Origin of the sequence: Microbacterium sp. Ag1, assembly GCF_001005635.1 — a bacterium.
Classification (GTDB): Bacteria; Actinomycetota; Actinomycetes; order Actinomycetales; family Microbacteriaceae; genus Microbacterium; species Microbacterium oxydans.
Genome location: NZ_LBCR01000018.1, coordinates 24,461 through 41,655 on the forward strand (window position 1 = coordinate 24,461; position 17,195 = coordinate 41,655).

Genomic DNA, 17,195 nt, shown 5'->3' on the forward strand with positions numbered 1-17,195 from the left:
CCGATTCAGACGCCAACATCACGGCACTATTGATTCATCCGATGCAACTTCGCCCGCTTGTATACAGCAAGCCGAGCTGCGTCCAGTGCAACGCGACCTATCGTGCGCTTGATGCCAAGGGCATCCCCTACCGCGTCGTGGACCTCAGCCAGGATGACGCTGCGCTCGAGTACGTCAAGGATCTCGGGTACGCGCAGGCTCCCGTGGTCGTCGTCGACGATCAGGACCACTGGGCAGGATTCAACCCCATCGAAATCGACCGTATCGCCGCACACATGGGATGACCGATGAGCGAAGAACAGCAGGACGAGCGGGGCCCCGTTTCGTGGGAGGCATTCAATTGGATGCGCCAAGAGATTCCCCGACTGCAGGCCGAGGTCGAGCAGCTGCGTCGAGACGTCGAGTTCTGGCAACAGCAGACGAATCACTGGTACATGAAGGCCAACTACACCCCCGAGCAGATCGCGGAGTTCGCCCGCCGTCGCGCGCGCGGAGAATGACCCTTGCCACTAATAGAGGCATTAGATACAATAGAGACATAGACCAAGACGCGCGAAAAACCGCGGATTGTCCCGCCGGATAAATAGAGGCATTAGGTACAGGAGGACAGCATGAGCATCGAGAACTACTTCGGCAGCGTGATCCACAGCCGCACCCGCGAGGACGCACTAGCGGATGGTGACCTGGTGGACGTCAGCCACATGGCCCGCGAAGCTCGCTTCCGCATCCCCGTCGCGCTCACCAAGGCAGCATGGGCCGAGGCGGTCGAGTGGGACGACGACAGGCCCGAGCCCCAGGATGAGGACGGGCGGCTGTGGGACGTGCTCTACATGGCCGGCATCGCCGCGGGCAACGCCCCGGGAGGCGATCGCGTTACCTTCCGCGTGTTCCGCATCCCGAACGAGGACCGAGGCCGGCAGTGGAACGAAGCCGAGCTGATCGAGCTGGCCCTGCATATCGGCCCCGGCGACGAGGCCGAGCCCGTCGTGACGATCATGCTCCCGCGCGAGGACTGATAACCAATCCCGGCATTGCCACTAATAGAGGCATTAGGTACAATGGAGGTACACAACATGAAGGAGCTGATCGTGACCAAGCTGGCAGACCTGCGGGAGGGGGACGTGCTGACGGCCCTCGACGGCAAGTTCTATGCCAAGCCCCTCACCGTCCTCGACGAGCTGGCACCGATTACCACCGGCAGCCCCGTTCGCGGTGTTCGGTTCGAGCCGCCTACCAGCTCCGGCATCGAGTGGGTGTTCTACCCCGCCCAGATGGACGGGCACCGTATGACCATCAACCGCTACGGGCTCTGACCCGTTGCAAACTGGTACTAATACCGGCATTACCCCCAACACAGAGAGAAAGGAACCGCTCACCATGAGCTACATCACCCGCACCGGAAACCTCGCCGCGACTCCCGTCCTGCGCGAGAACGACAAGGGCAAGCCGTACACCTACGCTCGCGTGCTCGTGACCGACCGTATCCGCAAGGACGACGGCAACTACGAGGACGGCGGCACGATCGGCTACGACGTGTCCGTGCAGGGCAACCAGGCGGTGAACCTCGTCGAGGCCGCGGAGCGCTCCGGCAACATCCGCATCACATTCGCGGGGGAGTACCGCACGACCATCTACCGCCCCGAGGGCGGCGAAGAGCGCATCCAGCACGAAGTCCGAGCCGATGAGGTCGGCGTGAGCCTGCACCTCCAGTCGGTGACCGTGGAGCGCAGCGGCACGACCGAGTGACCGCGCCCGGGAGGGGAGTGCTCCGCGTGCTCCCCTCCTTTCCTCATACCCAATAGAGGCATTGTCCCTAATGGGGATACACTCAGATCATCCGACCCGGGAGGAACCCGTGACCATGACCACCACGCGCCAGGCAATCATCCTGACCGCCTGCAACCAGAAGGGCGGCGTTGGCAAGTCGACGACGCTCTATCACCTGACCCGTGCTGCCGTGCTCGCCGGCCTGCGCGTTCTCGTCGTCGACAGCGACCCTCAGGGCAATATCACGAGCGTGCTCACCGAGGACGTAGGGGAAACGGAACCGGGCTTGGCCGACGTGCTCAGCGAGTACGCGCCCGACACCATCGCAGACGTCATCGTGCCGGGAATCTGGGACGGCCTCGACGTCGTGCCGACCACGGGGGAGACGCTCGGCGTCGTGCGCGATCAGCTCGTCGTAGCTGGAGCATCCCGAGAGGGTCGGCTGAGCCGCGCACTGGAGCCGCTGCGCGGCGACTACGACCTCATCCTGATCGACTGTGGCCCGAACCTCGACCAGCTCGTCATCAACGCGCTCACGGCCGCTGACGGCGCGCTCGTGGTCACCCAGACGAAGCTCTGGAGCGCCAACGGGCTCGCAAAGCTGCTCGACACCATCACGCAGGTGCAGCAGAGCTACAACCCCCGGCTGCGCGTCGCCGGTGTCGTGCTCAACCAGCACGAGGCGCGGACGGTCGGCGGCGGCCACTGGGCCGACGAAATCGAGGCGGCGGCCGAGGCGCGCGGCCTCTCGCTGCTGAGCCCGCCTGTTCCGAAGCGCCAATCGATTTCGGACGCCACTGAGGAAGGTCTTGGACTCGATGAGGGCGGCCCGGACTGGCGCGAGCTCGCGGCAATCTACGACGGATACCTCACGCAGCTCACCGGAAGGAACTAAGAACATGGCCACGAAGCGAACCGAGCGCCGCACGTCCGCGCTCAGCGGGCAGACGCCCGTCAACACCCAGGCAGTGCCGGCGGCACAGCCGACTCCGACCCCGGCTGCAGTCGCCCCCGCAGCGCCGGCCCCCGCGCCGACGCAGGCCGGGGGAGTGGCAGCGAAGATGCCGCCGCGCCCGAAGATGAACTACTACGCGGACAGCGACCAGGCCGGGCGCATCCGCGCCGCGTTCTTCGCCGGCCGCGACAAGTACCGCTGGCGGACCATGACCGATATGCAGTTGCACGGCGTGATGGGCCTCGTTGAGTCGCTGGAGCGTGAATTCAACGACGGCGAACACTTCGACCCGATGCCTCCCGGCACCGGCCCCGTGGGCCGGCCGCTGGAGTGACGAAAGAGAACCGCAATGCTTGAGAACCTGGACAACATCATCCAGTGGGTTGCGATCGTGGCTGCCGTCGCGTCCGTGATCCTTGTCATCTACTCCTTCGCCACGAGAAGCGTTATGGAACCCAAGACGGGAAGTCTCGTCATTGGCATCGTTGGCTTCATCGCTGCGGGACTGATCTTTGTCCTGTCCGGCGGAGTGGTCACCTTCCAAGCGGCATAGCTCCATGCTCCGTACGTTCAGAGCGGCGGCGGCGGCCGCCGTTCTCGTAGCGATACTCGCCGGATGCTCAGCGGGCACCGACGAGCTGCGCGTGACCATCGACGGGGTGACGATCACCGCCGAGCAAGCAACCAGCGCCGACGCGCAGCGCGAAGGGCTCAGCGGGCGCGACAGCGTGCCGGAGGGCACCGGCATGTGGTTCCCGCTCGAGCACGCACAGCGCACGGAGGTGTGGATGCAGGACACCCGTGTGCCGCTCGACGTCGTGTGGATCCGCGACGGGCGCGTGACGGGCGTTGTGACGCTCCAGCCGTGTTCGACGGACGCATGCCCCAGTGAGGCGTCCCCGGGCGTCGTAGACGCGATTCTTGAGGCCCCGGCTGGCACATTCAGCCATGTGTCGCCAGAGACAACCGTGCAGGTAGAGAGCGAGTAGGACAGATGGGCGTAGGACGGATTGACACCCCGCAGGCCAGGCAGATTGTGCAGACCGTCGCGGCGCAGCTCATCATCGGCTATGCGCCCCCGCACATGGTGGCGGCCGACGACCGGCGAAGAGCGGCGCAGCTCCGGAGGATCTTCGGAGACGACACCCACCCTGAGCCGAGCATCATCATCGGTGCGAGTGATGACCGGGGGATGATGCTGGGCGGCGCCGTGGTCGAGCCGTTCGTGTCCGACGAGCTGATATCGAAAGAGCCCGACGCCGCGCGGCAGTTCGCGACAACACACCGAATCCTCGCCGCCCTCTTCGTGCTGCCTGAGGCCCGCGGGTCCGGTATCGGCCGAGAGCTGCTTTCAGAGGCCGCGTACTGGGCTCTTCCTCATGGTGGCCGCTACCTCGATGGGTTCGTGGACGACCGGAACAATAGCGCGGACTTCTACCGCAGGTCCGGTGCGACCGTTGTCGGTCACAACACGGGACTCCCCGCACGGCGTCCCACCAACAGCGAGCTGAGCCATTACCCGGGCATTGACGGAACATGGTTTTACGTCGACGCATGGCGAATGCACCAGGGCAAGATCAACTGCTCGCGGTGCCGCGACGTGTTCGAGTTCGTCGACGAGGACGGCGGCTACCTCCTATGCCCCAACTGCGGGACGCCCGAGGCGAAGTAGCCACGCTCGACGTCTGATGTTCCCGTAACGATGTCTCAGTGGGAACGAACAAGCGCTACCCGCATCTGCCGGCGCAGAGGGGCGAAGAGCGAGAGCTGCGCGAGGCGCGCAAGCGCGGGCCGCTGCGCACCCTCGATTCCCTCCAGCTTCGATTGCATGCGCAGCCGCTCACCATCGTTCCCGAGCAGATGACGATATGGGGTCACGCCTGGCTCCAGTTCGGGGATACGAACGTCCGGTGCGTCGTCCAGGTGAAACGTTGGACGGCCGACGCCGTGGGCGTCCAGGTGACGATCGACGGCGACAAGCTGCGGTGCTGGGTATGGCAGGGAGCATGTCAGCGAATCTCTGACCCGACCGACGTTTGGTAGCCCCGCTGTAAACGATCGCCGGGTTAGTGGACGGCTCCGAGTTCAATGCAGAGAACGCCACCGACGATGAGGACGATGCCGAGGCCCATCAGCCAGGTGAAGGGCTCTTTGAAGAGGAACTTGCTGAGGATGGCGGTGAGTGCGACGCCGGATGCGGCCCAGATGCCGTAGGCGACGCCGAGCGCCATGCCGCCGGCGAGGGCGAGGCTGAGCATGGTGAATGCGAGGACGTAGCCCACGGCCACGCCGACGTACCACCGCTTCTTGTCGACGGCCATACGCAGGGAGAGCGTGCCGACGACCTCGAAGATGATTGCGCCGATGAGGAACAGCCAGACCATCACGCGACCTCTGCCTTCTTCTTGTGACCGGCCTGTGCGCCGAGTTCGACGCACAGCACTCCGGCGATGACGACGACGATGCCGATGCCCATCAAGAGCGTGAGCGGTTCGCCGAAGATGATGAGGGAGAGGAGCGCCGTGAGTGCGACCCCGGAGGCTCCCCAGATGCCGTATGCGACGCCGAGGGCCATGCCGGTGCGCAGCACGAGGCTGAGGAACACGAAGGCGCCGATGTAGCCGGCTGCGACGAGTGCATAGAGGGCGGGTGCGTCGAGCGCCCCCTTGAGAGATAGTGAGCCGGTGACCTCTGCGGCGATCGCGCCGATGAGGAACAGCCAGCCTTTGGCTTTGTTGGTCACTGGGGGTCTCCTTCATTCACGAGTTGCAGGGCGATCGCGCGCAGGACGGATCGTTCGTCGTCGCGGACGGTGGGGATGCCGAGAGCAGCGTTGAACCACGCGCCGTCGGCCAGCAGGCGGGCGGCTCGAAGTGATGCGCGGCTCGCCGGGTCAGTGTCGATGTCGGTGCCGAGCCACGGGGTGAGGCGTTCCGCCCACAGCGCAGACAACCGCTCCCGCAGGTTCACGTCCGCGAGCAGGGCGAGATCGCTGGAGTCGAAGTCGCCATTGAGTGCGTAGTCGACGTACGCGCGCAGCTTGTCGATCGGCTCGGCATCCGTCGAGGCCCGAGTATGCAGATCCGCTTCCCAGCGGTCGATGATGCGGTTCACGACTGCGACAGTGAGAACTTCTTTCGTGCCGAAATGGTGGACCACCCCGGGCTTCGTCAACCCCGCCTCGCGAGCGACTGCATCGAGGGTGAGGGCATCGCCGCGGCGAAGTACTTCAACTGCGTGATCGAGAAGTTCGATTTTGGTTGGCACATTTCAAATATACCTACCATAGGTATGGTAGGTCAACTCAGCTGCGGGCTCAGCCGTAAACGATCGTTTTCGGCGGCCTCGTCGACGTCGACGACCAGGTTCGCGACACGCCGAGAAATGATCCGCCGAAACCCCCTGCCGAAACAGAATCACGCCGGAACATCGGCAGTACCGTTTTCGGCATGGCACACGAAGTCGGCTACGCCCGAGTCTCCAAGCGCGAGCAGAACCCGGACGCGCAGGAGGCTGAGCTGCGCGCCGCTGGCTGCGAACGAGTGTTCGTTGACCACGGCGAATCCAGCCGTGTCGCAGACCGCCCCCAGTGGCTTGCCTGCCTCGACTACCTCCGGCCGGGGGACACCCTCAAAGTGCGCCGGCTTGACCGGCTCGCCGGCAGTGAGCGCATCCTGATCGAGACGTTGCAGGACCTCGACGCCCGACAGGTGAACATCGTCAGCCTCACCGAGCCGATGATCGACACCACGACACCGATGGGCCGCGCCCTCTACGGCATCGTCGCCGTGTTCGCGCAGCTCCGCGTCGACACGATCCGAGAGAACACGACCCGCGGCCTCGACTACGCCAGGACCCAGGGCCGCGTCGGCGGCCGCCCGAGCGTCATGACGCCCGAACGGATCGCGACGGCGGAGCGCATGCGCGCGGAGCAGCAGAGTTGGGAGAGCATCGCCCGCGTGCTCGGAGTTGGGGCCACCAGTGTTCGCCGTGCGCTCAACCGCTAGACCCCGCTAACCGTCTCTTATAGAATGTTCTATAGGAGGTGATCGTTATGACGATCGCAGAGGTTCCGGCCGAGGCGCGAGCGGCAATGCGCGCCCGCCGCCGGAAGGAAATGGACGAGCTGGACTACCGGCGCGAGCTGCGCCGGCTCGAAGAGTGCGGTTACAGCCAGACGCAGATCTCCAAATGGCTCGGGATCGCGCAGCCGTCAGTGCTCAGCGCGCTCCGCACGGCCGCCAAGGTCACGATGCCGCTGGACGGATTCTCCGGGGCGACGCCCTACGAGATTTGCCAGCGCTACGCGGGCGGTCTGATCGACCGCGCGCAGCTCGTCGACGAACTCACACGGTTCCCCTACGTCGAAGGCGGCCGCACAGACGGGTATGACTCTCTCATCGTCGACCCGGCCGGCACCTGGTCCGAAGTTAGTGACGCGCGACGTCGCGGGCTCATCGAGAACGATGTCTACGAGGAAGTGTTCAACCGCCGCCACAACTCCACAGCCACGCCGGCACCGGCTGCGGAGGAAGCGCCCGCACCGCGTAAGGTCTCGCCGAAGGATCGCGCGCGCGACACCGCTCGAGAAATCGCCACGGCGGTCGGCGGGGGAGAGGTCACCGAGAAGAACGGCCGCTTCTTCATCAAGACCAAGAAGGGCGTGCAGCTCGAAGTGAAGGGCCCTCGTGGAGGGTTCTCCGAGCGCAGCAGCCGCGCCGGCAAGATCCACGCCGTCAGCCTTCCGAGCGGCAAAGTTGTGAAGGTCAGCAAGGGCAGCGGGAAGGTCCACGCTCACGATCGGCACGGCGACTAGAGCGTGGTTTCCGATGCAGTCGCTCGCCACATGGATACCGTGCGCGAGCTGTCCAAACCTGGCCAGGCACTCTCGAAGGATGCCCCCACCGCCACGACGAACAACCCCGCGTGGTGGGTCGGCGGTGAGCCGACACTGGCGCGCGACCTTCTCCACGAACGACTGATCGACGAAGCGCGCGCCGCGGCTCCCGACGTGGAGCAGCAGTACCGCGCGATCGTTCTCGCCGGCCCTCCCGGCGCCGGCAAGAGCACTGTCCTGGCCGACGTGCTCGGAGAGCACCGAGGGAAGTACCTCGTGATCGACGCGGACGAGTTCAAGCGGTCGCTCCTGCGCGAGGCGCAGCAGGACGGGAGCTACGACACGTGGCTGATGCCTGATGCCATTCGCGAGCGTGAGGCGCAGGGGGAGAGGTTCTACCCGCTGGAGCTGGCATCCCTCGTGCACGAGGAATCGTCCTACCTCGCCAAGAGCTTGCGAGCCGACGCGATCGCCGCGGGCGACAACATCGTGATCGACACCGTGCTCAGCAACGAGGCGGATGCCCTGGCGCTCGGGCAGCGCCTTGCCGCGGCCGGATACGACGTCCGCGTGATCGACGTCGAGGTTCCCTACGAGCTGTCCGAAGAGCGCATCCGCGGCCGCTGGGAGCATGCCTACACAACCGCCCTAGACGGCGGTGATTCGCTCGGAGGCCGATGGGTTCCCAGCGAGTATGCGCGCGACGTGTTCGATGGACCTGGAGGCCGATCGAAGCCGGAGGCCGCAGCACGCGCCCTAGCCGAGCAGTGCCCCGCAGTCGGCCGATATCGCGTGTTCCGCACGACCGCCGAAGAGGCGCGCGCAGCAGACGCCGAGGGGCGTCCTGCGCAGGCGACAGTCGAGGTCGACAAGTCCCGCAGCTCACGCAGCGCCACGCTCGTCGACACCGCCCTGGCGCGCACGCAACAGCGCGCCGCGGTCGCGCGCCCGACAGTCTCCGACCGGGGCTCATCGACGAACGGACCCGAGCGCTCCTAAACGCTCAATCGGCATCCTTCGAGAGCGTGTCGATCACCGTCACAAACTCCGCCCCCGTGACCGTCACCGTGTTCAGCAGGTGGTAACCGTAGCGCCCGTGATCCGCGAGCTGCTGATCGCGCTCAGCAACCTTCCGAAGCAGATTGCCTCGCGAGTCGTCCAGTGTCGGCAGTGTTGTCGTGATCGTCGTGAACGCAACCAGAGTGCTCATCGTGACGTCCTCTCCCTTGGTTAGTGTCGTCCGAAAGTGAGCAGTTCGGCGCATGCGCCGAGCTGCCTGCTTTCGGCGAACACTTGCCGCCTTGCACGGAGTGGAGGGGCGGTCAAGGGGAGCCCGCAGGGCTCTCCCGAAGGGACGCGTAGCGCCCTTGACGGCCGTGGAACGGAGTGCAACCCCGCGACGCGGGGAGACGCAACAGACCCCGCACCGAAAGCCGGATGCGGGGTCTGCAATGTGCGGGACTATACGAGGTCGGAGCCGCCACCTTCTGACCCGTTCGCGGACGCTGGAGCTGACTGAGAGGACGTCTGCTTGCGCGCGGCGCGCTTGCGCGTGCGCTGCTTCTTGTCCGGCTCATCAAAGCCGATCTTGCGCAGCTCCGCGTCGGTCCATCCGGCCGACAGCGCGGCGTTGTATCGCAGCACGTCGTCGCGCTCAGCGTCGCTCACCGAGGCGGCGAGTTCGCGCTCCAGCTCGGCGCGGCGGCGGTCCGCGTCGGCGCGCACGTCGACGACGTTCTGACGCGCCTCCGCGAGGCCCCGAATGGCGCTCAACCGCTCCTGCTGGAGCTGGTTCGCGCGTGCTTCTGCTTCTTCAACGGAGAGTGTTTTAGCCATATCCATAGTGTATGTATCGGTTCCGTCAAACACCAGAGCGCGCGCAGCGCGGGGAGGCTCCGAAGCGGCGTAGCCGCTTCCACCCCCTCCTGTCGTCGGGTGCGGCCTCTGAGGAGTCCCAGACGGAGCAAGCTATACAGTTACCCGGGGTAACTGGGGCTTGATCCTCGACACGGGGTCGCGGATGCGGCACACTGGACGTGTGGTCCCCGATCGGGGTCGCTGCGCTGGGCATGAGAGAGGTGGTGTTGGTATGGCGAACGAGTCGCCAGAACGCCGCACGCCCAAGGGCAGGCGGCGGCAGAACGTCAAGGGCGGTCGGACGATCAGGCATGAGGTCTGGGTGTCGCCCGAGGAAGAGGGCGTGCTGTACCGCGCAGCCCTCGCCCAGGACGTGACGATTCCGCGCTACCTGGTGGAGCGCGCCACGGCACAGGAGACGGGGGAGACGGCGACAGCTCGACGCGAGCAGCTTGCCGACCTGTTCCGGCTGCACCGTTCACTCGCGAGCGTCGGTAACAACCTCAATCAGATCGCACGCGCAACGAACGCCGAGGGGTTCGTGCCCGTCGAGCTGCGCGACGAGCTGCGGCACACCATCGCCGTGGTGCGACGCACTGCGGAGCAGATCGACGAGGTAGTGGATCAGCTCGGAGTCCGCGCATGATGCCGAACGTCGTGCGCGGCGATCGCATGTCCGGATTGCTGACGTACCTCGCGGGAGCGGGTCGCCACAACGAGCACACGGAGCCGCACGTTGTCGCAGGCGATGACGCGATCATGGCGTGGCACTCAGACACCGAGCTTGGACGTGACTCTGCACTCGCGATCGCGCGGCACCTCGACCGCACCAAGCAGGCGTTTGGTACGGAGGTTGCGGGCGGTCACGTGTGGCATTGCTCGCTGTCGCTGCGCGCCGAAGAGGGCATGCTGACGGACGATCAGTGGAATGCGATCGCCAACGACTTTGTGAAGCTGATGGACTTCGATGACGCCGAAGGGACGAAGGCTCCGACACGGTGGGCTGCCGTCCGCCACGGGGTCAGTCAGAACGGCAATGACCACATTCACATCGTGGTCAACCTCGTGCGCGAGGACGGCACGAAGGCGAGCGTTCACAACGACTTCCACCGTGCTCAGAAGGCGTCACGAGCACTGGAGCAGAAGTACGGCCTGGAAGTGCTGGAATCGGCGTCGGCCGAGCGGTCGACGCGCGGCTACGACCCGGCCGAGCAGGAGGCGCAGGCGCGGTCACGCGCTGAGTGGAAGTACGAGCGTGCGCGCACTGACAGCGACGAGCTGACGCCGCCGTGGGAGCAGCTTGCACCCGCGGACCGGCAGGCCCGAGTCGCCGCAGAAAAGAGCACCGATCAGCCCCGGTATGCGCTCGCGCGAACCGTCCGCGGATGCGCCACCGCGGCGGAGAACGAGGGCGAGTTCGTGCGCCGCATGCGGCGGTCCGGCCTCATCGTCCGCCCCCGGTTCGCGGAGGGCACCCAGGACGTCATTACCGGCTATAGCGTGGCCCGTCGACCCGAGGCCGGCGAACGGCCGATCTGGTACGGCGGGGGACACCTGGGACGCGACCTGACGCTGCCGCGACTGCGCGCCGAGTGGCCCGACACGGCGAACGGCGCGACGGATGCCGCGGCCGAGTGGAACGCCGCCTACCGCGGCCGCCGCGTCGTCCAGCCGGGACGCGAGGCGACCGAGGTCGACCCGCAGATGTACGAGCAGATGAACGCCGAGCTGGGTGAGCTGCGCGAGCGGCTGCGCGGTGTTCCGGTCGACGATCGCGAGACGTGGGCGCGCGTCGCACGACACACGGCTGGAGCGTTTGCCGCGTGGTCCAACGCGGTCGAGAACGAGCCTGGCGACCTCGCCCGCGCGTCCGACATTCTGTCGCGCTCTGCGCAGACGTGGCGCACGCCGATCAAGCCGAGGCCCACCAGCATGGGGTCGCTCGCCGGCACGGCGATGCTTCTCGCATCGGGTGCCCGTGGCGGGCAGGGTCTTGCCGCGCAGGTCATTATGATCCGCCAGCTCGCCAACCTCGCCAAGGCTGTCCACGACGCCGCGCGAGCGAGCGGCGAGCTGCGTCAGGCGCAGGCGATCCGGGATGCCGAGCGCGACCATCTGCGCACCGTGCACGCCCGCCTGGAGGCATACGCAACGACCGCACCGGCACCAGCTCCGGCAGTCCCGGTCGACCCTGAGCTGGAGGCCATGAAGCAGCGCATTAGCGCCGGCCGCACAGACGTCAACAAGATCGGTTCGCCGCTGCCGACCGAGCTGCCAGACCGCCCGCGCGTGAGCCCGAGCGTGAAGCAGCCGGAGCGCGGCCCCGAGCGATAGGAGGGTACGGAAATGGTGGATACGGACGGAATCGAAGAAAGCCTGGAGGGCATGGCGCGCGTCGCCGTGACGGCTGGTGCTCGGCTCGGTGAACAGCTCAGCCAGGCGATCGCACAACGCGCCCGCGAGCTGGAGGCCCGCACAGCCACGGAGGCCCGCGATCTGCGCGACCGGTTCGAGGCTGAGCGCGCCGCAGCGGTAGCCGAGGTGCGACAGGTGCACGGTGCCGAGTTCTGGAACGAGAACGACCCTCAGCGCATCGGGCAGACGTTCGCCACGGCGACGGCCTGGCGCGAGTTCGAGCCCGAGGCGCGCACCGCCGAGGACCGCATGAAGGTCGAGCTGCGCGAGCGCTACGGCATCGACACCGACGCCCTCGACGGCGACCCGGCCAGGGTCCAGGAGTGGGTCGCCCGCCTGGAGGCGGAGCGTCTCGAACGACTCGCCCAGGAAGAGCGCCGCAAGGAGCAGGAGGACCGCGCTGACGCCGCGGTAACCCTCAGCGAAGCCGACCGGCTCGACGCACAGGCGGCACAGGCTGAGGCTGCCGCGCAGCACGAGCCCGACCCAGCCGACAGGGACGCCGCGGCGACTCAGGCCGGCGAGCTGCGCGAAGCCTCCACGGACGTGCGCGCGGAGTCCGCACAGGACTACGACAGCGCCGGTCGACGAGCTGCGCGCGCCGCCGAGCTGGAAGGCAAGCAGATCGACCAGGAGACGGTCGCGACGCGCATGCGCGCGGACGTCAGCCAGGGCCGGCCGGCATCCGAGGCCGTAAGCGCCGGCAAGGCCGCGAAGGCGCGCAAGACGCGCATCGGAGCCAGCGCAGGACGCACGCAGCAGCTCGGCCGCTGAGCGCACAAGAGAGGGCCGCACCCACCGGGTGCGGCCCTCTCTCGTTGCGTCAGGAGGTCGGTGCCACTCGCTCGTCGACGAACAGCCCTTCGGGCGGCGGAACGTGCGTCAGCGGCTTGCCGTAGTCGATCGCGTCGGGTGAGTTGTGGAAAGGGCCGTCGTCGGCCATGAGCACCCGCATGTGGTGGTCGGCGTGATCGCGCCACCAGACGGACATGCCCGTTGCCGGGTCGAGGCGCAGGTGTTCCCACGCTCGCCAGAGCGCTTCGAGGCGCATCACGGCCTCGTCGTGCTTCCACCACTCGCCCGACCACCACGGCGCCAGCCTGCCGCTCGTCTTACGCCGGTAGGCGTGCCGGAGGAACTGGTCGACGAAGTCGCTGACGTTGCCGTAGACGAGCTGCGGGCCGGGATCGGGTGTCTCGGTGCCGGCGTCGCCGGTCGTCGCGTCAGAACCGCTGTCAGGGGCCGGCCAGGTCGTTTCTTCCTCGTCGTCCCACTCACCCAGACCGCTCATGCTGCGCCCTCCTGCTCGAGCTGACGTTCCACCGTGGCGACTTCGGCCTCAGCCTCCGCGATCGTGCGCGGGGCCTGCGGATCGTGCGCCTTGATCGAGGCGCGCACCTTCTCCGCGAACGGCCCTGTCATCCAGGGCTTCGTGCGGATCAGTGTCGGCCGAGAACCGGACGCGATCACCACGGCGCGACCCTTCGGCATCGCGCCGAGCTCCGACACGTCCAGGGTGCGCTCCCGCTGCACTTGCTGAGACACCGAGCGATGCCCGGTCCCCGACGACACCGACGTGCGCACGCGATCGTGCTCACCGATCAGCCGTGACAGATCCTCCAGGAATGCCGTCTCCGCGACGCCGCCGCCGTAGCACTTGATGTTCGAGGCCGACCACAGCTTGCGCATGCCGGACTCGCCCCACACGTCGACGCCCTGCGACCACGACTGCAGGATGGTCATGAGGACGATCCCCCGGCTGCCGTAGTGGCTGTAGAGGTCCGGGAGCGTCCGCCACCGGCAGACGTTCGCGGCCTCGTCGAGTACGCCCAGGAGCGGCGTCGAGAGGCGTCCGCCAGGCGAGTGCACGGCGAGTTCTTCGGCGGCCTCGACCACGGCGACCGTGAGCGCCGTGACGAGCGGGCCGGCGGTGCCGCGGCCCTCCTTGGAGAGGCTGTAGAGAGTGCCGCCCGCGCGCACGAACGCGGCCGGGTCGAACGTCGGCCGCAGGTCGCCAGGCTCGGGAACAATCCACCGCACGATCGTGCGATTGGTCAGGCACGCCGCCATTTGCTGCGCCGTGCCGTAGATGCCGCCGCGCTGCTTGTCCGGGGCGTTCACGACGCCGGCCACCTGGTCGGCGGTCAGGTCGAAGCCGTGGGATTCCAGGATGCGCACCGGTTCTTCCTCGCTCGGACGGGTGAGCCACCGGTACACGTCCGTGATCGGGCGGCCGTCGAGAGCTGCGGCGAGAAGCAGACCGGCCAGGAGGTCCTGGCCAGCCGGGTCGAAGTAGGCATCCGTCTTGGCCCCCGGCTCACGGCTACCCGCAGCGAAGTGCTCCGCGAGCTTGGCAGCTCGCACCTCGTCGGTGACGTAGCTGAGCGGGTTCCAGTACCAGGTCGGTTCCTCCAGAGCGATGCCCTGCGGGTCGAACACCCACACCGGGCCCCGCTCGGCGCGCACGTCGCGAGTCGCGTCCACGACGTCGCGCTTGTTCGACGTGACGAGAGCGGCCCCAGGTGCGTCGAGGATCGCCGGCACGGCCCGCGAGGTCGTCTTACCGGTGCGCGGCCCCCAAATGTCGATGTGCATGTCCTCCCAGGACGCGAACAGCGGCTTGCCGCTGAACAGGTGCGTGCCGATGGGGACACCGGCACTGTCAGCGACACCGAGCCGCTGCGCGGTCGCGCGGGCCGACTTCTCGCTCAGCGCCTCCACGTCCCGACCGATACCCATGTACCGGGAGGCCGAGTCGACGCGCGTGCGGTTCTTCTGCCCGCCGTGACGGAGCCACAGGTACAACGCCACCAGGAGCAGCGCAGCCACGACGAATCCGACCGCGACCCATGTCGACGCCGGCAGCCACTCGATGCGGCCGCGGAACAGGTCGATAACGAGCTTGAACGGGTCCGAGGGCAGTGTGTCGGCGGTGCCGGCCCACTGGTGGGCGAGGGTGACAGACGTCCACGCTCCGACGCCCAGAACGGCCGCGCCGCCCGCGATGACGAGGACGGCGAGGCTCTGACCGGACATGCCCGCGGGATCGCGGCGGCGGTTGTTGGGCTGGTTCATGCGACGGCCTCCTCAGCGTGCGCGCGGCGGCTGCGACGGCCGACCCGGGACTGGTCGTGCCAGAGCTTGTTCGTGTCGCTCACCTGGAGCTCCACGGTCGTCAGCTCGACGTTGACAGGGATTCCCGGGCGGCCGCCGACCTTCACGAGGAACTTCCCGCGGCCGGGAGGCTCGGCCTCGCGGCCGGTTGCCGGGTCCCACTCGGGCGGGTCCTGCCAGCCGATGAGAAGTTCCTGCTCGGCGTTCGAGAACGGCACGGCGCTCGTGAGCTGCGGCATTTCTGCGGACGGCAGACCGCCGCAGATCACCATGCCGGAGCGCTCAACGAAGCCTTTGGCCTTCATCCGATCTTCCTCGCTGGAGAGGGCAAGAAGGTCGCTCATCGTGTGCGAGATCATCGCCATGCCGACGCCGCGCTGACGGTTCAGGCGCGTGAGCGCGTCGACGCGATCGACCATGCCGCGGCCGGCGCGCAGCGCCCGCCACAGCTCGTCCAGGATGACGAAGTAGTGGCGGCGCGGCTCCAGGCCGGCATCCGCCAGAGCGTTCGCGACGTTGACCGTTCCGAATCCGGCACTCCAGCAGGCCAGCAGAGTCGCGGCCTGGAGGTCCATGTCTGAGTCGTCGATCGCGCTGACGTCGTAGACCACTGGCTTGTCGCGGCGCATCGGGTTGGTGGTCGGTCGAGCGAACGTTTCCCCGAGGCGGCCGCCGCCGACGAGGCCGATCAGAGAGGCCTCCAGGTGCTCGGTGATCGCCTTGTACTTCTCGTCGACGCCACGATCCAGCGCGACCTCACGCAGCTCCTGCGGACCCTCCTGGATGACCCGCAGGAGGTCACCCAGCACGGGCACACCGTCGTGATGGGCGTCGAGGTACTTCAACGCCCGGTCGAGGATCGTCTCTTCGCGGTCAGTCGGCGGCTGCTTCCGGATGATCGTCAGCAGAGCCGCCACGATCGTGTGACGACGCCCGTGGGCGTCGGCCATGACCTGTGCGGCCTCCTTCTCGAAGCCTTCTTCCCGCAGCCGTGCAGCCGCTTCGACGGCCTCACCGGGATCGAGGACGTTCAGATACCCCCGGCCGCGGCCGAGGGTAATGATCTGCCCGCCCATTGCGTTGATGAGGTCGACGTAATCCGGCTTCAAGTCGCCCAGCACCAGCGGCATCACGCCGTAGCCGGCGAGGCCGGTGGCCATGCGACGAATCAGCGTCGACTTGCCGAGTCCGGGCTTCCCGAGCACGAAGACGGACGGGTTGCTGATGAGCTTGGCGCGCTGGAACCAGCTGATGGGGTCGCAGCACACGGTCGCGCCCGTGTAGATGTGTCGGCCGAGGGGGACGCCGACCATCGGCGTCCCTGTACCGATCGCGAACGGCCACAGGCCACATACCTGCACGGTCGTGCCGCGCCACTCTGCTGGCTGCTGCACGTAGACCGACTCGCCGCGTCCGCGGCCGAGCCACCCACGCAGGCCCGGGCGTTGAGGGCGTACCACGGGGGTTTTCTGCGTGGCGTCGACCGTCGACACCCGGCGCTTGTTTCGAGTAGCCACAGTGACCTCCTACAGGTTGTTTCGCAGCTCGGCGGGAATCTTGATGTGCTTCGACAGGACGAGGCCGAGCGGCAGAGCCGCAGCGAAAGCACTGTCCTGCGAGCCGTACACGGGCCGCAGTCGCAGTCGCGCGGTCGCCCCGAGGTTGTCGATCGCGGCCACGGCATCCGCTTCCTCAGCGGGCGAACGCACCGTGGCGGTGACCAGCATGCCGAAGTTCACCAGGCCGGCGCCGCTGGCCTCTTCCGCAGCGGTCGCCGCGGCCGCACGCACAGCGAGCGTGTCGCGGGCCTTCGCCTTGGCATCCGCCGTTGCACGGAACTCCGCAGCCCGCAGGTCCGCCTCCACCATCGCCGCAGCGCGAGCCGGGGAGATAGGCCGGTACAGCAGAGTGATGCGCTTTCGCGCAATATCGCGGTGCGGTGCCAGGAGACGGCCGAGGACACCGGACTGGACGTTGCCGCGCGGTGCGCCGGTCATCGACCAGGTGACCGAGTGCCCCGAGTCGTGCCGGTAGCTCGACCAGTTCGCCTGCGCCGCAGACGGGCCGACGTCGGTCCAGTCCAGCTCGGGCGGCTGGCCGGCCGCGTGCGCCTCGTCGATCAGCACGGAGGCCGCCGGATCGTAGGCGATGCGGATAATCTCGCAGAGCTGCTGCGCGGTCAGCGGGTGCGCTGCGCCCGCGCCGGTCGCCTGGAGCGTCTGGGTTAGATGTGATGTCCAGGGACGTTGT

The 17,195-nt window shown here is 67.4% G+C and carries 26 protein-coding genes and 1 pseudogene; 17 read left to right on the forward strand and 10 right to left on the reverse strand.

The window, feature by feature from the left end:
* The first annotated feature begins 41 nt into the window (after positions 1–41).
* From nrdH to AAY78_RS01425, 11 genes are all read left to right on the forward strand, one after another.
* Complete coding sequence (nrdH, locus tag AAY78_RS01375) at positions 42–284, forward strand: glutaredoxin-like protein NrdH (RefSeq protein WP_046746580.1); 243 nt, start codon at positions 42–44, stop codon at positions 282–284.
* 3 nt (positions 285–287) lie between these two features.
* The gene (locus AAY78_RS01380; RefSeq protein WP_046746581.1) at positions 288–500 is read left to right on the forward strand and encodes a hypothetical protein; all 213 of its coding nucleotides are present in this window, start codon (positions 288–290) and stop codon (positions 498–500) included.
* 111 nt (positions 501–611) lie between these two features.
* Complete coding sequence (locus AAY78_RS01385) at positions 612–1,016, forward strand: DUF6573 family protein (RefSeq protein WP_046746582.1); 405 nt, start codon at positions 612–614, stop codon at positions 1,014–1,016.
* A gap of 72 nt (positions 1,017–1,088) precedes the next feature.
* A complete protein-coding gene (locus AAY78_RS01390) occupies positions 1,089–1,313 on the forward strand; it encodes a hypothetical protein (RefSeq protein ID WP_156172587.1) in 225 nt (74 codons plus the stop codon).
* A 64-nt stretch (positions 1,314–1,377) separates the two neighbouring features.
* Positions 1,378–1,746 (forward strand): single-stranded DNA-binding protein, encoded by a 369-nt coding sequence (locus tag AAY78_RS01395; RefSeq protein ID WP_046746584.1) that lies wholly within the window; start codon positions 1,378–1,380, stop codon positions 1,744–1,746.
* Positions 1,747–1,861: 115 nt separating this feature from the next.
* On the forward strand, positions 1,862–2,662 hold the full coding sequence (locus tag AAY78_RS01400) for a ParA family protein (RefSeq protein WP_046746585.1): 801 nt from the start codon (positions 1,862–1,864) through the stop codon (positions 2,660–2,662).
* Positions 2,663–2,666: 4 nt separating this feature from the next.
* A complete protein-coding gene (locus AAY78_RS01405) occupies positions 2,667–3,056 on the forward strand; it encodes a hypothetical protein (protein WP_046746586.1) in 390 nt (129 codons plus the stop codon).
* A 15-nt stretch (positions 3,057–3,071) separates the two neighbouring features.
* Positions 3,072–3,275, forward strand: coding sequence for a hypothetical protein (locus AAY78_RS01410; RefSeq protein WP_046746587.1), 204 nt, complete (start codon positions 3,072–3,074; stop codon positions 3,273–3,275).
* A 91-nt stretch (positions 3,276–3,366) separates the two neighbouring features.
* Positions 3,367–3,711: a DUF192 domain-containing protein gene (locus tag AAY78_RS01415; RefSeq protein WP_197077655.1), complete on the forward strand. Its 345-nt coding sequence runs from the start codon at positions 3,367–3,369 to the stop codon at positions 3,709–3,711.
* A gap of 95 nt (positions 3,712–3,806) precedes the next feature.
* Positions 3,807–4,394: a GNAT family N-acetyltransferase gene (locus AAY78_RS01420; protein ID WP_179516452.1), complete on the forward strand. Its 588-nt coding sequence runs from the start codon at positions 3,807–3,809 to the stop codon at positions 4,392–4,394.
* Positions 4,395–4,432: 38 nt separating this feature from the next.
* Positions 4,433–4,765, forward strand: coding sequence for a hypothetical protein (locus tag AAY78_RS01425; RefSeq protein WP_046746590.1), 333 nt, complete (start codon positions 4,433–4,435; stop codon positions 4,763–4,765).
* Between the two features lie 23 nt (positions 4,766–4,788).
* Here the strand turns inward: AAY78_RS01425 and AAY78_RS01430 are convergent, their stop codons facing one another.
* From AAY78_RS01430 to AAY78_RS20010, 4 genes and pseudogenes are all read right to left on the reverse strand, one after another.
* Positions 4,789–5,106 carry a DMT family transporter gene (locus tag AAY78_RS01430; protein ID WP_046746591.1) on the reverse strand — a complete coding sequence of 106 codons (318 nt, stop codon included), beginning with the start codon at positions 5,104–5,106 and terminating at the stop codon, positions 4,789–4,791.
* Complete coding sequence (locus tag AAY78_RS01435; protein ID WP_046746592.1) at positions 5,106–5,465, reverse strand: DMT family transporter; 360 nt, start codon at positions 5,463–5,465, stop codon at positions 5,106–5,108. The genes AAY78_RS01430 and AAY78_RS01435 overlap by 1 nt, the downstream gene beginning before the upstream one ends.
* On the reverse strand, positions 5,462–5,836 hold the full coding sequence (locus tag AAY78_RS01440) for a TetR/AcrR family transcriptional regulator (RefSeq protein ID WP_231589629.1): 375 nt from the start codon (positions 5,834–5,836) through the stop codon (positions 5,462–5,464). The genes AAY78_RS01435 and AAY78_RS01440 overlap by 4 nt, the downstream gene beginning before the upstream one ends.
* Before the next feature lie 15 nt (positions 5,837–5,851).
* Positions 5,852–5,989 (reverse strand): annotated as a pseudogene (locus AAY78_RS20010) (helix-turn-helix domain-containing protein); the annotation flags it as partial.
* A 182-nt stretch (positions 5,990–6,171) separates the two neighbouring features.
* Here AAY78_RS20010 and AAY78_RS01445 point away from each other — a divergent pair.
* The 3 genes from AAY78_RS01445 to AAY78_RS01455 are packed head-to-tail and all read left to right on the forward strand — an operon-like array spanning position 6,172 to position 8,558.
* Positions 6,172–6,729, forward strand: a complete 558-nt coding sequence (locus AAY78_RS01445; RefSeq protein ID WP_046746594.1) for a recombinase family protein — start codon at positions 6,172–6,174, stop codon at positions 6,727–6,729.
* 47 nt (positions 6,730–6,776) lie between these two features.
* Positions 6,777–7,538 carry a hypothetical protein gene (locus AAY78_RS19845; protein WP_197077656.1) on the forward strand — a complete coding sequence of 254 codons (762 nt, stop codon included), beginning with the start codon at positions 6,777–6,779 and terminating at the stop codon, positions 7,536–7,538.
* Between the two features lie 30 nt (positions 7,539–7,568).
* Positions 7,569–8,558 (forward strand): zeta toxin family protein, encoded by a 990-nt coding sequence (locus tag AAY78_RS01455; RefSeq protein WP_046746595.1) that lies wholly within the window; start codon positions 7,569–7,571, stop codon positions 8,556–8,558.
* A 4-nt stretch (positions 8,559–8,562) separates the two neighbouring features.
* Here the strand turns inward: AAY78_RS01455 and AAY78_RS01460 are convergent, their stop codons facing one another.
* Both AAY78_RS01460 and AAY78_RS01465 read right to left on the reverse strand, forming a co-directional pair.
* Entirely contained in the window at positions 8,563–8,769 is a 207-nt protein-coding gene (locus tag AAY78_RS01460) for a hypothetical protein (protein ID WP_046746596.1), read from the reverse strand.
* Positions 8,770–9,020: 251 nt separating this feature from the next.
* Complete coding sequence (locus tag AAY78_RS01465) at positions 9,021–9,395, reverse strand: hypothetical protein (protein WP_046746597.1); 375 nt, start codon at positions 9,393–9,395, stop codon at positions 9,021–9,023.
* 253 nt (positions 9,396–9,648) lie between these two features.
* On the opposite strand from AAY78_RS01465, the gene AAY78_RS01470 reads away from it, so the two are divergent.
* From AAY78_RS01470 to AAY78_RS01480, 3 genes are read left to right on the forward strand one after another with little or no spacing between them, the layout of a single operon-like run.
* Positions 9,649–10,062 (forward strand): plasmid mobilization protein, encoded by a 414-nt coding sequence (locus AAY78_RS01470; protein ID WP_046746598.1) that lies wholly within the window; start codon positions 9,649–9,651, stop codon positions 10,060–10,062.
* Entirely contained in the window at positions 10,059–11,750 is a 1,692-nt protein-coding gene (locus AAY78_RS01475) for a relaxase/mobilization nuclease domain-containing protein (RefSeq protein WP_046746599.1), read from the forward strand. Before AAY78_RS01470 ends, AAY78_RS01475 begins: the two co-directional genes overlap by 4 nt.
* Before the next feature lie 12 nt (positions 11,751–11,762).
* The gene (locus tag AAY78_RS01480; protein ID WP_046746600.1) at positions 11,763–12,605 is read left to right on the forward strand and encodes a hypothetical protein; all 843 of its coding nucleotides are present in this window, start codon (positions 11,763–11,765) and stop codon (positions 12,603–12,605) included.
* A gap of 49 nt (positions 12,606–12,654) precedes the next feature.
* On the opposite strand, the gene AAY78_RS01485 is transcribed toward AAY78_RS01480, so the two are convergent.
* From AAY78_RS01485 to AAY78_RS01500, 4 genes are all read right to left on the reverse strand, one after another.
* Positions 12,655–13,122 (reverse strand): DUF4913 domain-containing protein, encoded by a 468-nt coding sequence (locus AAY78_RS01485; RefSeq protein ID WP_046746601.1) that lies wholly within the window; start codon positions 13,120–13,122, stop codon positions 12,655–12,657.
* A complete protein-coding gene (locus tag AAY78_RS01490; RefSeq protein ID WP_046746602.1) occupies positions 13,119–14,906 on the reverse strand; it encodes a type IV secretory system conjugative DNA transfer family protein in 1,788 nt (595 codons plus the stop codon). The genes AAY78_RS01485 and AAY78_RS01490 overlap by 4 nt, the downstream gene beginning before the upstream one ends.
* Positions 14,903–16,462, reverse strand: a complete 1,560-nt coding sequence (locus tag AAY78_RS01495; RefSeq protein WP_396654340.1) for an ATP/GTP-binding protein — start codon at positions 16,460–16,462, stop codon at positions 14,903–14,905. The genes AAY78_RS01490 and AAY78_RS01495 overlap by 4 nt, the downstream gene beginning before the upstream one ends.
* A gap of 9 nt (positions 16,463–16,471) precedes the next feature.
* Positions 16,472–17,195: SCO6880 family protein (locus tag AAY78_RS01500; RefSeq protein ID WP_046746604.1), on the reverse strand; the 724-nt coding region annotated here is incomplete at its 5' end.

Bases quoted from the DNA above. Each gene is read 5' to 3' on its own strand.
- nrdH (WP_046746580.1), top strand. From the start codon at position 42: ATGCAACTTCGCCCGCTTGTATACAGCAAGCCGAGCTGCGTCCAGTGC.
- AAY78_RS01380 (WP_046746581.1), top strand. From the start codon at position 288: ATGAGCGAAGAACAGCAGGACGAGCGGGGCCCCGTTTCGTGGGAGGCA.
- AAY78_RS01385 (WP_046746582.1), top strand. From the start codon at position 612: ATGAGCATCGAGAACTACTTCGGCAGCGTGATCCACAGCCGCACCCGC.
- AAY78_RS01395 (WP_046746584.1), top strand. From the start codon at position 1,378: ATGAGCTACATCACCCGCACCGGAAACCTCGCCGCGACTCCCGTCCTG.
- AAY78_RS01400 (WP_046746585.1), top strand. From the start codon at position 1,862: ATGACCACCACGCGCCAGGCAATCATCCTGACCGCCTGCAACCAGAAG.
- AAY78_RS01405 (WP_046746586.1), top strand. From the start codon at position 2,667: ATGGCCACGAAGCGAACCGAGCGCCGCACGTCCGCGCTCAGCGGGCAG.
- AAY78_RS01410 (WP_046746587.1), top strand. From the start codon at position 3,072: ATGCTTGAGAACCTGGACAACATCATCCAGTGGGTTGCGATCGTGGCT.
- AAY78_RS01420 (WP_179516452.1), top strand. From the start codon at position 3,807: ATGGTGGCGGCCGACGACCGGCGAAGAGCGGCGCAGCTCCGGAGGATC.
- AAY78_RS01430 (WP_046746591.1), bottom strand. From the start codon at position 5,106: ATGGTCTGGCTGTTCCTCATCGGCGCAATCATCTTCGAGGTCGTCGGC.
- AAY78_RS01445 (WP_046746594.1), top strand. From the start codon at position 6,172: ATGGCACACGAAGTCGGCTACGCCCGAGTCTCCAAGCGCGAGCAGAAC.
- AAY78_RS19845 (WP_197077656.1), top strand. From the start codon at position 6,777: ATGACGATCGCAGAGGTTCCGGCCGAGGCGCGAGCGGCAATGCGCGCC.
- AAY78_RS01455 (WP_046746595.1), top strand. From the start codon at position 7,569: ATGGATACCGTGCGCGAGCTGTCCAAACCTGGCCAGGCACTCTCGAAG.
- AAY78_RS01460 (WP_046746596.1), bottom strand. From the start codon at position 8,769: ATGAGCACTCTGGTTGCGTTCACGACGATCACGACAACACTGCCGACA.
- AAY78_RS01465 (WP_046746597.1), bottom strand. From the start codon at position 9,395: ATGGCTAAAACACTCTCCGTTGAAGAAGCAGAAGCACGCGCGAACCAG.
- AAY78_RS01470 (WP_046746598.1), top strand. From the start codon at position 9,649: ATGGCGAACGAGTCGCCAGAACGCCGCACGCCCAAGGGCAGGCGGCGG.
- AAY78_RS01475 (WP_046746599.1), top strand. From the start codon at position 10,059: ATGATGCCGAACGTCGTGCGCGGCGATCGCATGTCCGGATTGCTGACG.
- AAY78_RS01480 (WP_046746600.1), top strand. From the start codon at position 11,763: ATGGTGGATACGGACGGAATCGAAGAAAGCCTGGAGGGCATGGCGCGC.
- AAY78_RS01485 (WP_046746601.1), bottom strand. From the start codon at position 13,122: ATGAGCGGTCTGGGTGAGTGGGACGACGAGGAAGAAACGACCTGGCCG.
- AAY78_RS01490 (WP_046746602.1), bottom strand. From the start codon at position 14,906: ATGAACCAGCCCAACAACCGCCGCCGCGATCCCGCGGGCATGTCCGGT.